General features: G+C 73.4%; 15 protein-coding genes. 5 read left to right on the forward strand and 10 right to left on the reverse strand.

The window, feature by feature from the left end:
* Positions 1-304 precede the first annotated feature (304 nt).
* Complete coding sequence (locus tag ACQKQD_RS28265; protein WP_020094281.1) at positions 305-862, forward strand: L,D-transpeptidase family protein; 558 nt, start codon at positions 305-307, stop codon at positions 860-862.
* Between the two features lie 33 nt (positions 863-895).
* Here ACQKQD_RS28265 and ACQKQD_RS28270 read toward each other — a convergent pair whose 3' ends face one another.
* Complete coding sequence (locus tag ACQKQD_RS28270) at positions 896-1,603, reverse strand: YggS family pyridoxal phosphate-dependent enzyme (protein ID WP_170855234.1); 708 nt, start codon at positions 1,601-1,603, stop codon at positions 896-898.
* Positions 1,604-1,871: 268 nt separating this feature from the next.
* Between ACQKQD_RS28270 and leuS the strand changes: the two genes are divergently transcribed.
* Complete coding sequence (gene leuS / locus ACQKQD_RS28275) at positions 1,872-4,457, forward strand: leucine--tRNA ligase (RefSeq protein ID WP_427510197.1); 2,586 nt, start codon at positions 1,872-1,874, stop codon at positions 4,455-4,457.
* 348 nt (positions 4,458-4,805) lie between these two features.
* On the opposite strand, the gene ACQKQD_RS28280 is transcribed toward leuS, so the two are convergent.
* The 3 genes from ACQKQD_RS28280 to ACQKQD_RS28290 are packed head-to-tail and all read right to left on the reverse strand — an operon-like array spanning position 4,806 to position 7,328.
* Positions 4,806-5,591 (reverse strand): ABC transporter substrate-binding protein, encoded by a 786-nt coding sequence (locus ACQKQD_RS28280; RefSeq protein WP_427510198.1) that lies wholly within the window; start codon positions 5,589-5,591, stop codon positions 4,806-4,808.
* A gap of 16 nt (positions 5,592-5,607) precedes the next feature.
* Complete coding sequence (locus tag ACQKQD_RS28285) at positions 5,608-6,378, reverse strand: TerC family protein (protein ID WP_020094277.1); 771 nt, start codon at positions 6,376-6,378, stop codon at positions 5,608-5,610.
* Entirely contained in the window at positions 6,375-7,328 is a 954-nt protein-coding gene (locus tag ACQKQD_RS28290) for a lipid kinase (protein WP_091927644.1), read from the reverse strand. The genes ACQKQD_RS28285 and ACQKQD_RS28290 overlap by 4 nt, the downstream gene beginning before the upstream one ends.
* Before the next feature lie 215 nt (positions 7,329-7,543).
* Here ACQKQD_RS28290 and ACQKQD_RS28295 point away from each other — a divergent pair, with 215 nt between their 5' ends.
* The 3 genes from ACQKQD_RS28295 to ACQKQD_RS28305 all read left to right on the forward strand — a co-directional run bounded on the left by ACQKQD_RS28295 (position 7,544) and on the right by ACQKQD_RS28305 (position 11,029).
* A complete protein-coding gene (locus ACQKQD_RS28295) occupies positions 7,544-8,476 on the forward strand; it encodes a hypothetical protein (protein ID WP_427510199.1) in 933 nt (310 codons plus the stop codon).
* A 233-nt stretch (positions 8,477-8,709) separates the two neighbouring features.
* Positions 8,710-9,984: a thermonuclease family protein gene (locus ACQKQD_RS28300; RefSeq protein WP_100253194.1), complete on the forward strand. Its 1,275-nt coding sequence runs from the start codon at positions 8,710-8,712 to the stop codon at positions 9,982-9,984.
* 4 nt (positions 9,985-9,988) lie between these two features.
* Entirely contained in the window at positions 9,989-11,029 is a 1,041-nt protein-coding gene (locus ACQKQD_RS28305; protein ID WP_427510200.1) for an aldose epimerase family protein, read from the forward strand.
* A 25-nt stretch (positions 11,030-11,054) separates the two neighbouring features.
* Here the strand turns inward: ACQKQD_RS28305 and ACQKQD_RS28310 are convergent, their stop codons facing one another.
* From ACQKQD_RS28310 to ACQKQD_RS28335, 6 genes are all read right to left on the reverse strand, one after another.
* A complete protein-coding gene (locus ACQKQD_RS28310; RefSeq protein WP_427510201.1) occupies positions 11,055-11,411 on the reverse strand; it encodes a hypothetical protein in 357 nt (118 codons plus the stop codon).
* Between the two features lie 24 nt (positions 11,412-11,435).
* Positions 11,436-11,780 (reverse strand): hypothetical protein, encoded by a 345-nt coding sequence (locus ACQKQD_RS28315; RefSeq protein WP_427510202.1) that lies wholly within the window; start codon positions 11,778-11,780, stop codon positions 11,436-11,438.
* Between the two features lie 16 nt (positions 11,781-11,796).
* Positions 11,797-12,213 (reverse strand): hypothetical protein, encoded by a 417-nt coding sequence (locus ACQKQD_RS28320; protein ID WP_427510203.1) that lies wholly within the window; start codon positions 12,211-12,213, stop codon positions 11,797-11,799.
* Between the two features lie 131 nt (positions 12,214-12,344).
* On the reverse strand, positions 12,345-12,863 hold the full coding sequence (locus ACQKQD_RS28325; protein WP_427510204.1) for an Hsp20/alpha crystallin family protein: 519 nt from the start codon (positions 12,861-12,863) through the stop codon (positions 12,345-12,347).
* Between the two features lie 142 nt (positions 12,864-13,005).
* A complete protein-coding gene (locus ACQKQD_RS28330) occupies positions 13,006-13,488 on the reverse strand; it encodes an Hsp20 family protein (RefSeq protein ID WP_020094268.1) in 483 nt (160 codons plus the stop codon).
* 366 nt (positions 13,489-13,854) lie between these two features.
* Positions 13,855-13,966, reverse strand: a 112-nt coding sequence (locus tag ACQKQD_RS28335) for a DNA translocase FtsK (protein ID WP_427510205.1), incomplete at its 5' end; no start/stop codon positions are given.

The following is a 13,966-nucleotide window of genomic DNA, read 5'->3' on the forward strand; positions in this document are numbered from 1 at the left end:
CTCGGCAGGATCGCGCGACGACCCTACCCAGGCTTGTGTTTCCGCATCCTTTCGCCGCCGTGACAAGCGCCCCGGCGAACGGGCTGCGGGATCGGGGGCGCGCCGCTCCGGGATCACGGCGGCGGTCCCCGCGGCGCGGCGGGGGGCTGGCGCGCTCCCGAATCCCGGCTCGGCGGCCCGGGTTCAACCGAGAGATAGAGCATCCTTTGTGGCCGGAAGTTGCCTTGTGCGCAATTTTTCACCGGTTCGAAGTACCGATCCCGGGCATAAGGCCCCGGGACCGGGCGGATTCGGGAGGACGGAGATGCGGCGGCCGAGCAGGGGACCCATCCGCCTGACCCTGGGGGAGATCCGCGTCCGCGCCCTCGTCGGGGACCGGCGGCGCGGGCAGCTCCTCGTCGGCCCGGCGGTGATTCCCTGCGCCCTCGGGGCGGGCGGGATCGTCGGCGACAAGCGCGAGGGCGACGGCGGCTCGCCGCGCGGGCGCTTCCGCCTGCGCGGCGGCGCGTACCGGCCCGACCACCTCGCGGTCCGGCCGCGCACGCTGCTGCCCCTGCGGGCGACCCGCCCCGACGACGGCTGGTGCGACGAGAGCCGGGACCGCCGCTACAACCGGCCGATCCGCCTGCCGGCCCCGGGGGTCAGCGCCGAATCGATGTGGCGGGGCGACGGGCTCTACGACGTGGTGATCGACCTCGACTACAACCGCGCCCCGATCCGGAAGGGGCGGGGCTCGGCGATCTTCCTGCACATCGCCCGGGACGGGTACCGCCCCACGGAGGGCTGCGTCGCCCTGGCCCGGGCCGATCTCCTGCGCCTGCTCGGGCGCCTCGGGCCGCGGACGCACCTGCGGATCGGCTGAGGCCCGGGCCCAGGTTGAGGCCCGGGCCCAGCGTCAGGCCTTCCGGGTCCGGGCCCCGAAGATCGCGGTCCCGACCCGGACATGGGTGGCGCCGAGCTGGATCGCCGCCGGGAAGTCCGCGCTCATGCCCATGGAGAGGATCGGCAGGTTGTGCTCGTGGGCGAGCCGGGCCAGCAGGGCGAAATGGGCCGAGGGCGGGTCGTCCGCGGGCGGGATGCACATCAGGCCCTGGATCGCCAGCCCGTGGGTCTCCCGGCACTCCGAGAGGAGGGTGGCGAGCTGGTCCGGGAGCACGCCGCCCTTCTGCGGCTCCGCGCCGGTGTTGACCTGGATGAGCAGCTTCGGGGTCCGGCCGGACCGCTCGATCTCCTTGGCCAGGGCTGCCGCGAGCGACAGCCGGTCGAGGGAGTGGATCACGTCGAACAGCGCCACCGCCTCCCGGGCCTTGTTGGATTGCAGCGGCCCGACGAGGTGCAGCTCCACGTCCGGGAAGCGGTGGCGGAGGGCCGGCCACTTCGCGGTGGATTCCTGGACGTAGTTCTCGCCGAAGACGCGATGGCCGGCCTTCAGCGCCGGCAGGATGCCCTCGGCCGGGACGGTCTTGGAGACCGCCACGAGTTGCACTTCGGCCGGGTCGCGCTCCGAATCCTCGGCCGCGCGGGCGATGGCGGCGCGCACCTCGGCGAGCCCGGCCGCGACATCGGCCTGACCGACGGGGAGCTTGTCGGTCCTCTGTCCCATCCCGTCGGTCGGAGGGGCATTCGTGCCGGTCGTCGCGTCGTCCATGGCGTGCCTGTCCTGTCGCTGCCGGGCGTCGGTCTGCGTGGTATGAGCCTCGGCGCGCGTCGTCGTCGCGCCTGATCCCCGCCGACCTATGCGTTCGCGCGCCCCGCGCAAGCCCGAATCGCGCGCCGCGTTGACCGGCTGCGGCGCAGATATGCTATCGCGGCGCGACCGTGCCGTGGTCATCCTTCGGAATGACCGACGAGCCCCTGACGCAGCCGGATCCATGACCGCCAGCACCGCCCCCCAGCCCGTCGAGCGCTACAACGCCAAGGATGCCGAGCCGCGCTGGCAGGAGGCCTGGGCCGAGAAGCGGCTGTTCGAGACCGACAATGCCGACGGCCGCCCGAAATACTACGTGCTCGAGATGTTCCCCTACCCGTCGGGGCGCATCCACATGGGCCACGTCCGCAACTACGCGATGGGCGACGTGGTCGCCCGCTACAAGCGCGCCCGCGGCTTCAACGTGCTGCACCCGATGGGCTGGGACGCCTTCGGCCTGCCGGCCGAGAACGCCGCCATGGAGCGCAAGGTCAACCCGCGGGACTGGACCTACGCCAACATCGCGTCGATGCGCGACCAGCTGAAGGCCATGGGCCTGTCGCTCGACTGGAGCCGGGAGATCGCGACCTGCGATCCCGACTACTACAAGCACCAGCAGCGCATGTTCCTGGACTTCCTGGCCAAGGGCCTCGTCACCCGCCGCACCGCGAAGGTGAACTGGGACCCGGTGGACCACACGGTGCTGGCCAACGAGCAGGTGATCGACGGCCGCGGCTGGCGCTCCGGCGCGCTGGTGGAGCAGCGCGAGCTGACCCAGTGGTTCTTCAAGATCACCGACTTCGCCGAGGACCTGCTGACCGCCCTGGACGGGCTGGACCGCTGGCCCGAGAAGGTCCGGCTGATGCAGAAGAACTGGATCGGCCGCTCGGAGGGCCTGGAGGTTCAGTTCGCCCTGGCCCGGCCGGTGGCCGGCGCGGCCGATCCGGTGACCGTTTACACGACCCGGCCCGACACGCTGTTCGGCGCCAAGTTCCTGGCGATCGCCGCCGACCATCCCCTGGCCGCCGCGCTGGCCGAGGGACGGCCGGAGCTGCAGACCTTCATCGAGGAGTGCCGTCGCACCGGCACCGCCCAGGCCGCGATCGACACCGCCGAGAAGCACGGCTTCGACACCGGCCTGACCGTCCGCCATCCCCTGGACCCGTCCTGGGAGCTGCCGGTCTACGTGGCGAACTTCGTGCTCATGGAGTACGGCACCGGCGCGGTGTTCGGCTGCCCGGCGCACGACCAGCGCGACCTCGATTTCGCCAACAAGTACGGGCTCGGCAACACGCCCGTGGTCTGCCCGGAGGGGCAGGATCCGGCGAGCTTCGTGATCACCGACACCGCCTATGTCGAGGACGGGCGGATGATCAACTCGCGCTTCCTCGACGGGATGAGCACGGACGAGGCCTTCGAGGCCGTGGCCCGGCGCCTCGAAGGGGAGGGGGTCGCCCGGCGCAAGGTCCAGTTCCGCCTGCGCGACTGGGGCGTCTCCCGGCAGCGCTACTGGGGCTGCCCGATCCCGATCATCCACTGCGACAGCTGCGGCCCGGTCCCGGTGCCGGTGGCCGACCTGCCGGTGAAGCTCCCCGAGGAGGTGTCGTTCGATCAGCCCGGCAACCCGCTGGAGCGCGACGCGGCGTGGCGGAACGTGCCCTGCCCGCATTGCGGCGCGCCGGCCCGGCGCGAGACCGACACGATGGACACGTTCGTCGACTCGTCCTGGTACTACGCGCGCTTCACCGCGCCCTGGCTGGCGGACGCGCCCACCGACCGGGCCGTGGTCGACCGCTGGCTGGCGGTGGACCAGTATATCGGCGGCATCGAGCACGCGATCCTGCACCTGCTCTACGCCCGGTTCTTCATGCGGGCGATGCGCGAGACCGGCTGGGCCGGCGTGGCCGAGCCCTTCGCCGGCCTGTTCACGCAGGGCATGGTCGTCCACGAGACCTACAAGGACGCGGCCGGCGCCTGGGTGCCGCCGGCCGAGATCCGCTTCACCACCGAGGAGGGTGAGCGCCGCGCGTTTCACGTGAAAACTCAGGCGCCGGTCGCGATCGGCCCGATCGAGAAGATGTCGAAGTCGAAGAAGAACGTGGTCGACCCCGACGACATCATCGCGAGCTACGGGGCCGACACGGCGCGCTGGTTCATGCTGTCCGACTCGCCGCCCGAGCGCGACGTGATCTGGACCGAGGAGGGCGTGCAGGGCGCGGCCCGGTTCGTCCAGAAGGTCTGGCGGCTGGTGAACGCGGCCGGGCAGGCGGCGGGCGACGGCGCCGCGGACCTGACCCTGCGCAAGGCCGCCCACCGGGCGCTCGCCTCCGTGCAGGACGATATCGAGCGGCTGCGCTTCAACCGCTGCGTCGCCCACATCTACACCCTGGCCAACGCCCTGGAGGACGGCCTGCGCGGGCCGGTCTCGGCCGGTGCCGCCCAGGAGGCGGCCGGCATCCTGGTGCAGCTCATCGCCCCGATGATGCCGCACCTCGCCGAGGAGTGCTGGTCCGTCCTCGGCCGCGGCGGCCTCGTCGCCCAGGCGCCCTGGCCCGAGACCGAGGCGGGGCTCCTGGTCGAGGACGAGATCACCCTGCCGGTTCAGATCAACGGCAAGAAGCGCGCGGACGTGACCGTGCCGCGGGACGCCGACGCCAAGGCCGTGGTGGCCGCGACCCTGGCACTGGAGGCCGTCCAGAAGGTGCTGGAGGGCAAGGCGCCGCGGAAGGTGATCGTGGTGCCGGGGCGGATCGTGAACCTCGTGGTGTGATCCGGTGTCCGGTCGATGGCATCGATCTGACCGTCTTTGCGAGCGGAGCGAAGCAACCCAACTGCACGACGCCCACCGAGGTCGCGCTACCCTGGGTCACTTCGCTTCGCTCGTGATGACGGAGCGCGTGACGCCGGCCGAGAGCCTCCTCGGGACATGGAGAGAACCCCGGATCGTGACGTTCCGCTCGATCCTCTGTCCGTCCGTAGATCCGATCGTGAGGTGCCTGCCCCGGCAGGTCTCGAAGGAGGGATGCAGTCGGCCGCACGAGCCCTGAAAGGGCTCCTTCGAGGCTCCTTCCGCTCGCACCTCAGGACGAGGTGTGCGGGTTCGATGGCCGCCGATAACTCATGGCGCCGCCAGCTCCGGATCCTGTCCGCTGGCCTCCAGGCCGCGCCGCACCAGCCCGTCCCGCTTCGCCCGCGCGACGAAATCCGCGAGATACGCGGCTCCCGCCGGGTGCCCGACCGGCATTCCCATCGCCTGCGGGATCTCCATGAAATGGCCCGGGAGCAGCCGCACCTCCGGGTGCGCCGCCGCGTAGGCGGCGAGGGGCTGGTGCACGCCGGCCGCGACGTCGAGCCCGTCCCGGGCGAAGGCCGTGACCGCCTCGGCGGAGGTCGGGGCCCGCACCAGGGTCGCGTGCTGGAGGGCGCGGGTCAGATACAGGTCGTAGGCGCTCCCGCGCCCGACCGACACGCGCACGCCGTCGCGGTCCACCGCCTCCGGGGACCGGATCGGCGAGGCAGCCGGCACGAGGTAGCTGCCGGCGATCAGCACGTAGGGCTCCGTGAAGGCGATCCCCTCGGCCCGCTTCGGGTCAATCGCCAGGAAGCAGATGTCCCAGGTCCCGGAGCCCGCCGAGCCCGAGACCGCGCCGGCCCCCGGGAAGGTCACGAACGCCACCGGCACGCCGAGCCGGGCCGCCAGCGCCCGCGCGAGGTCGACCGAGACCCCGGCGGGGCCGTCGGCGCCGGCCTGCGCCAGCACCGGATTGCCGAGGTTGATCGCCGCCCGCAGCGTGCCGGTGGGGGCGAGGTCGTGCAGGACCGTCGGATCGGGCGCCATCGGTTTCGTCTCCGCGTGGACGGCGGCGGGGAGGAGCAGGAGGAGGAGGGCCGCGCGGATCCGCATGACGCTTGCTCCGCCCTCAGGCGCGCCGCGCCGGCCCGGTCGACGCGGGGGCGCCGTCCCGGGCGGGACGGCGGCGCCGGCGAGCCAGCATGTTGAGGCCCTCGACGCCGGCCGAGAAGGCCATCGCGGTGTAGATGTAGCCCTTCGGCACGTGCGCGCCGAACCCCTCGGCGATCAGCGTCATGCCGATCATGATCAGGAAGCCGAGGGCCAGCATCACCACGGTGGGGTTCCGGGCGATGAAGGCCGAGAGCGGCTCGGCGGCGACCAGCATCACCACCACGGCGACCACCACCGCCACCATCATCACCGGCACGTGCTCGGTCATGCCGACCGCCGTGATGATCGAGTCGATGGAGAAGACGAGGTCGAGGAGCAGGATCTGGCCGATCGCCGCGCCGAAGCCGATCGTACCCCCGGTCACGCCCGGGGTCTCGGGCTCCGGATCCACCGTGTGGTGAATCTCCTTGGTCGCCTTCCAGAGCAGGAACAGGCCGCCGCCGATCAGGATCATGTCGCGCCAGGAGAAGTCCTGGCCCAGCACCGAGAAGACCGGCTCGGTCAGGTGCACGATGAACGCCACCGTGCCGAGCAGCCCCAGCCGCAGGATCAGCGCCAGCCCGATCCCGATGCGCCGCGCCCGCGTCTGATGCTCGGGCGGCAGCTTGTTGGTCAGGATCGAGATGAAGATCAGGTTGTCGATGCCGAGCACCACCTCCATCACCACGAGCGTGGCGAGGGCAGCCCAGACGGCGGGCTGACTGGCGAGCTGGAGCAGATCGGTCACGGGCGCGGTGCCTCGCTGGTCGGGAACAGGCGGCTCCCGAGGGCCGTCAGGTCGAAGGGGGCCGGTCCGCGCACCGGTTCGGGCGCCAGGACCTGCAGGATCTTCGGGAAGACCTTGAAATGGGCGGGCGTGTGCGTGGTCAGCTCGCCGTCGGTGTTCACCGGCCGAGGCCTGCGGGTCGAGAGCCGGATCTCCTGGGTGTGGAACGCCCGCACGTCGGCGGCCCTTCCATGCGTGCCCCGCCGCAGGGCGGGCAGCAGCGCGAGGAGCCGCCACCAGTGCTTGATCTCCAGGCTGTAGAAATCGAGCTTGCCGTCGTCGACCGCGGCACTCTCCTCCACGGTCATGCCGCCGCCGTAGTGGCGCCCGTTGCCGACCGAAACCTGGATCGTGGTGACCTTCTCCACCACGCCGTCGTGCTCGATCGTCACCGTGAAGGGCCGGACCCGGCGCAAGACCCGGACGGCCGCCACCGCGTAGCCGAGGACGCCCCAGGTCTTCTTCGATTCGGACGTCAGCTCGCCCGCGAGCTCCGCCGAGAAGCCGATGCTCGCCACGTTGAAGTAGTAGTGGCCGTTGACCCAGCCGAGATCCACCGGCCGCGCCTGCGCGGTCGGGATGAAGCGGGCCGCCGCCAGGGGGTCGAGCGGCAGGTTGAGGGAGCGTGCGAGGTCGTTCGCCGTGCCGAGCGGCAGGATCGCGAAGGGCAAACCGCTCGCCACCAGCGCGGGCGCGGCGTAGTTCATGGTGCCGTCGCCGCCGCCCAGGATCACGAGATCGACCGCGCCGGCCCGGTCGCGGATCACGTCGCGGCAATCGGCTTCCGGCGGCGGCTCCTCCGGCTCGATGCCGCCCGCCCGCAGGATCTCCCGCACCTCGTCGAGATCCAGGGCGCCGTTGCGCGCCTTGGCGTTGCAGAGCAGCAGGGCCCGGCGCGGCTGCGTGCTCATCGCGCGCTCCCGGGAAGCGGGCCGGAGGGCGACTCGGTCTCAGGTCGGGCCAAGGGAGCCTCGGTGCACGGGGGAGCGGGCAGTCTGGAACGCGGTAGGGAACCCGGGACCGGCCAAAGGCCAAGTCTGTCCCCGACTTGGTACCCAAACGCACGAACGCAACCCCATCATCCCCGCAATTCCGGGCTGGTCGCCGTCGCGGAGTTCGGCAGGATGTGGGCGCGCCCGAGCCCTTCGTGGAACCCCCGACCCACGCGGGCGCGTTCTCCATGATGCCCGCCCCGGCCGCCAGGAAGGCACCGATGTCCGCCACACGTCCCGTCCGTCCCCAGGCCCTCGCCCTCGGCATGCTCCTGCCGTTCGCACTCGCGGGCGGTGCCGCCGCCCAGAGCGCCTGGGTCGACCCGCCGCCCCGGGCCGCCGCGCAGGCGCAGGGTTCCGCGCAGGGTCCGGGGAAGGAATCGGCGCAGGAGGCGGCGAAGGAATCGACGAAGGACGCGGCGAAAGCGCCGGTGCGCGCCGCCGAGCCGGTCCGGCAGGCCGCCAGACCCGAGCCGGGCGAGGACGCCCTGCCGAAGTCGGCGGCCACGCGGGCGCCGGGACCGAAGCGGGCGGCCGCCCTGGAGCGTCCGCCGGTCCGGGAACACCTGCACCACCCCGCGCGCCACCCGCACCGGCTCGCCGAGACGCCGGCCGCGACCGCCCCGGCGCCGGGCGCGTCGGCGGAGCGCGTGGCCGCCGCCCGGGCGCTGACGACGAGCTATCTCGCCACCGTCTCGGGTCCGAGCGACACCATGGTCGGGGCCGCGACCCAGTACTACGCGACCCGCGTACGCTTCTACGGGCGGCCGATCACCACGGCGGCCCTGGTCGCCGAGAAGCGCAGCTTCGTCCAGCGCTGGCCCGAGCGGCGCTACGAGCCGCGGGCGATGCGCGCCGCCTGCGACACCGAGACCTGCACGATCCGCACGATCGTCGATTTCCGCACCGCCAATCCGGGCCGGGGCGCCGTGTCCAGCGGCGAGGCCGAGCTGGTCCTGGAGGTGGGTTTCGCCGGGACGCGGCCCTACATCCTCGGCGAGACCGGTCGCGTCCTGCGGCGGAGCATCCAGGCCGGAACCCTGGCCGCCTCGCCCGGCAAGGCGTAAGAGCCGCGCGTCGCGGTCCGCCACCCCGCGGCGAGCACGGGCTCGCGCGGGACGTGCGGCGGCCCCTACAAGAACGCCCGCAAGGGCGGCTAAAAGGGCGCCAACGAGGGAAGCGTGCGGCGGGGCGCGTCGCGGGATCGGTCCTGCGGGCGGGGCGCCCGCGGGCGCCCTTCGTCGGGAGGCGCGATCGAGCTTCCTTCGCGCTGCGCGTCGGTGATGCCGGGATCGGGTGAATGACGTCTTCAACGGTGGTGGAGCAACAGGAGACGGAGCCGGCCCGGCCAGTTCTCGACAGTCCCGGCCGCCTCGCCCTGCGCGAGACGATCCGGGCCGAGATCGCGCGCGCGCGTCCGCGCCCCGTCGCGGTCCGGACCCTGGAGCTCCTGGCCGAGGCCGCCTGCGCCCCGGACGAGTCCGGGACCGGCCTCCGCGTCCTCGACCGCCACGGGGCCGCGCGGCGGCGGGAGGGCACCTCCGAGCCGATGACCCTCGCGGACCTCGTCGCGGAGCTGCGCGCGCGCCATCCCGCCCTGTTCCTGCCGCCGGAGCCCGAGCCCGAACCGGCCCCGGCGACCGCCGAGGAGGCCCGGGACTCGTCCCTGCTGAGCGGCGCCTACGAGATGAAGGCCGCGACCGCCCGCTTCGTCGGGACCCAGTCCGAGCGGGCGCGCTCCCTGGCGGAGCGCTCCTCCGAGCAGGGCCGCGTGCTGGCGCAGACCGCCGCCGGCCGGTTCGCCAGCCTGCGGACGAACCTGCGCGGACGCTTCGCCCGCCCGCCCGTCGACGCAGAGGCCGGGCCGGCCGCGGGCGCGGATCCGGCAGCGGCCTGGAACAGCGGTCCCGGACGGTTCGGCGAGACGCTGCGCGACGGCCTCGGCCACGTGCGCGACCGCCTCAGCCCCGGCGGGGGCGGGATCGATGACGGCGGGCGCCGGCAGCGCCGGCTGCTCCTCGGCGCCGTTGCCGGCACCCTGGTGGCGGTGCTCGCCGCGGGGCTCGTGCTGGACCGCTCCGCGCCGGAATCCGGGCGCCCCGCCGCCCCGACCGCTTCCCGCACGGATTCCCGCGCGGAAGCCCCGAGCGGCGCCGCGCCGAACGCGCGGCCCGCGGCCCCCCCGGCCTCCGCCCCCGACACGGTGACGCCGCCCCCCGAAACAGGCGGCGATCCCGAGCCCGACGCGCCGCTGCCGCCGAACGCCGTGACCGGACAGGCCCAGGTGATCGATACCGCGACCCTCAAGGTCGGCGGCAAGGTCGTGCATCTGTTCGGCGTCGAGTGGGTGCGGGGCGGCCAGGCGGAGGAGCTGGCCCGGTACATCGGCAACCGGTCGGTGACCTGCCAGCCCGCCCCCGGCAGCGCGAACATGAACTGCCTCGTGGACGGGCGCGATCTCTCCGAGGTGGTGCTGTTCAACGGCGGCGGCCGCGCCGCCCCGGAGGCGAGCCCCGAACTGGTCGCGGCCGAGGACCACGCCCGGAGCGAGCGGCTCGGCGTCTGGAAGCGCTAGCCGGATGCCGGCCGAACCGTTCGGCACGACGGCGGACGGCCGACCGGTCGGCCGCCACACCCTGAGCCGGGGCAGCCTGCGCGTCGCCGTCATCGAGTACGGCGCGGCCGTCACGGCGATCGAGGTGCCCGACCGCACCGGCCGTCCGGCCAACGTCGTGCTCGGCCTCGACACCCTGGCGGGCTACGAGACCGTGAGCCCGAGCTTCGGCGCGATCGTCGGACGCTACGCGAACCGCATCGCGGGCGGGCGCTTCAGCCTCGACGGGCACGACTACCGGCTGCCGGTGAACGAGCCCCCCAACACCCTCCACGGCGGCCCGGAGAATTTCGGCCGGCGCCTGTGGCGGGCGGAACTCAGCGACGCGACGCGCCTCGTCCTGAGCCGCCGCTCGCCGGACGGGGAGGAGGGGTTTCCGGGCACTCTCGACGTCCGCGTCACCTACAGCCTGCCCGCGGAGGGCGTGCTGCGCGTGGACTACGCCGCGGTGACCGACCGGCCCACGGTCCTGAACCTCACGAACCACAGCTACTTCAACCTCGCCGGCGAGGGGGCGGGCGGCATCCTCGGCCACGTCGTGCAGGTCGAGGCGGACGCCTTCGCGCCGACCGACGCGACTCAGATCCCCACCGGCGCGCTGCTGCCGGTCGCCGGGACGCCGTTCGATTTCCGCGCGCCGCGGGCCCTGGAGGCGCGGATCCGCGCCGGGGACACGCAGCTCACCTACGCCAAGGGCTACGACCACACCTTCGCGCTGCGCGGGGTCGCCGGGACGCTGCGGCCGGCCGCCACCTGCGTCGATCCCGGCAGCGGGCGGCGGCTCGACGTCTGGACCACGCGGCCGGCGTTGCAGCTCTACAGCGGCAACAATCTCGACGGGCGCCTGATCGGCCCGTCCGGGCGGATCTACCGGTCGGGCGACGGCGTCTGCTTCGAGACGCAGGGCTTTCCGGACGCGCCGAACCAGCCCGGCTTCCCCTCCGCGGTCCTGCGGCCGGGCGAGCCCTTCGCGGCCGCCACGGAGTTCCGGTTCTCGGTCGTGTGATGGTCGAGTGACGGCCGCGGCGCGCTCAGGCCGCCGCGCGATCGAGCGCCCGGGGCGCCGGGATCGCGGCGGCCGGCGCGGCGGGATCGGGACGCCGCGCCTCGCCGAGCGCCAGGAGGGCGGCCTTCACGGCGTCGAGCCGCGACGGCTCGCCCTCGGCCATCCCCTCGGCGGCGGCGACCTCCTTCAGGTACTCGTCCCAGGCCCAGCGCCGCAGGATCTCGCGCTTGCAGCTCGGCAGCAGCCGGGGATGATCGCGCAACGCGGCCGGGGTGTCGAACACCGCGGCCGGATTGACCAGGGCGCGCTCCAGGTCGGGCAGGCGCGCAGCCGTCGGGCCGGGCGGGATGGCGTGTCCGATTCCGATCGTCCCATCTTGCATGGTTGCCTCCCTGGAGGAGCGCGCTCAGCCGCCGAAGAGGCCGAGGCGCGCCGCCGATTGGACGGCGAAGCTCGCCGCGAAGGACAGCAGGGCCGCGTCCCAGGCGGTCAGGTGCCGGGCGTTGGCCGGCGGTCCGGCCCGCGTGATCGCCCGGCCGAGCCACGCGAAGCCCGACAGGCTCAGCAGGGCCGCCAGCACCCAGGGCAGGGCGGGCGCCGGGCAGGGCGCCGCCAGGGCGAGGCACAGGGCCACGGACAGGAACCAGCGGCCGAGCACCGTACGGTCGGTGGTCCGTGCCGGCCCTCGGCGCCGGCCGCGCCGCGACCGGGGCAGGAGCCCGTGCCCACCCCGCAGGTCGAAGGTTGCCATCGTGCGCCTCCCCGGCTCAGTTCAGCAGGGGCTCCGGTCCGGCCGGACCGCGCTCCCAGCGCCGGAAGAGCGCCGCGGGGACGGGGGGCTCGGGCGGCGGGGCTGCGGGCGGTGCCGAACCCTCATCGAGCGCCTGGAGCGCCTCCAGGATCGCGCTCAGCGGCACGGGCTCGGCCCGGCAGCCCGGCAGGCAGCGCAGCGTCGGGCAGGACTCGACCGCGCGGGCGTCGGAGGCCCAGGAGGCCAGGATCGCCCGCTTCTCGGCCCGCGACAGGCCGGGATAGCGCAGCACCTCCCGGGGATGCCGGAAGACGTCGCCCGGCGCCACGAAGGCCTCGAACGGCTCGACCGCCTGCGGCCTCAGGCTGGCGGCCGCCACCGGACCGAGGCGCCCGATCTCGGGATGGATGGGGTTGGTATCGATCGGCTGCATGCGACCCTCCTCATCGTGAGCAAAGGCTGGGGCGGCCGGCACGCCCGATCGGGCCGCGCCGGCCGTCGCGTCATGCGTTCTGGTCCGCGACCGCGCAGGCGGTCACCCCCAGGGTCGGCCCAGGGCCCGGCTCAGTGCTTGGCGGCCGGCGCGCCGGTGCCGTTGATGGCAATGCGCCGGCGGCGCTCCGGCGCCTCGGCCGCGCGCGGCAGCGTCACCGTGAGGACGCCGTTGCGGAACGTCGCCTCGGCCTTGTCCTCCTCCACCGGCACGGGCAGGGCGATCGACCGCTCGAAGCGGCCGTAGCTGCGCTCGGAATAGCCGCGGCCCGTGTCGGTGGTCTCCGCGCGCTTCTCGCCCTTCAGGGTCAAGACGCCGTCCGCGATGAGCAGCTCGACGTCCTTCTCGTCGAGGCCGGGAAGCTCGGCGGAGACGCGCAGCGCGCGGTCCGCCTCCGCCAGCTCGACATGGGGCCAGCCGAAGCCGCGGCCCGCGAGGCTCGGCATCCCGCCGAACCCGCCGAACACGTCGTCGAACAGGCGGTTCATCTCCCGGTGCAGCGTCAGGAAGGGGCTGGCCGGCTCCTGCGACAGGGCGGCCGGCGCCGGGGCGGGGGTGCGGTTCCAGGGAATCAGATCTCTCACGCTCATGATCCTCGCTCCATCGAATGCGGTGCAGTCGTGGGAACGGGCCCGCGGGTCCGCGGACCCGTGAGGGATGTCATCCGTGTCGACAGGGGTGCCCGGGCGCGCCGCCCGGGGCACCGGATCAGGCCGCCATTCAGGCTGCCATTCAGGCCGCCTTGGCCTCGCGGGCGATCTGCGCCGGGGCGTTGTCCTGGCCGGACGCGGCCGTCGTGCCGCCGATGGCGATGCGGCGGGGCTTCAGCGCCTCCGGCACCTCGCGCTTCAGCGCGACGGTGAGCAGGCCGTTCTCCAGCGACGCGCCCACGACCTTCACGTGCTCGGCCAGATTGAACGTCTGGCGGAACGTGCGGGCCGCGATGCCGCGGTAGAGATAGTGCTTCTCACCCTCCTGGGCGGCCTTCTGACCCGAGACGAGGAGCGTGGTGTCCTGCTGGGTCAGCTCGATCTCGTCGGGCGTGAAGCCCGCGACCGCCATGGTGATGCGGTACTGGTCCTCGGCCACCTTCTCGATGTTGTAGGGCGGCCAGGCGGCCGACGGCTCGACGCGGTCGGCCTGGTTGATCAGCTCGAACAGGCGGTCGAACCCGATGGACGACCGGAACAGGGGCGAAACGTCGTACGTCCTCATAACCACATCCTCCGACGAGCAACGTGACTACAAGCAGCACCGGACACCGTGCCCGGCGCCCTCAGAGCGAGCCCGTTTCCAGGCCTCGCACGCGCGTAACGTGCGGGCGAAGGGCCGGTTCCGCGTCGCGCGAAATTTTTCGGGTTGGGCGGGGGCTGGCCGAATACGGTGATCCGATCCGCGCGGCCTCTCCCGCTGAGCTGCCGGCTGCACGCGCTCGCGGTCTCTCCGTCCCTGAGATCGAGAGCGCGGGTCCCCTCTCCCGTGCGGGAGAGGGGGCGCGTCGTGCTCCGTCGCAGGGCGCACCGCGAACACGCGTCGGCCGCACGGGGGAGGGGGTGCCGCGAGCGCGGCAGGCCCGCGCTCTCAGCCGACCGCCTCCTCGACCAGGATCTCGCGCTTGCCGGCGTGGTTGGCCGGGCCGACGATGCCCTCGATCTCCATCCGCTCCATGATGGAGGCGGCGCGGTTGTAGCCG

The sequence above is a fragment of the Methylobacterium sp. NPDC080182 genome (genome assembly GCF_050281105.1).
In the GTDB taxonomy this organism is placed as follows: domain Bacteria; phylum Pseudomonadota; class Alphaproteobacteria; order Rhizobiales; family Beijerinckiaceae; genus Methylobacterium.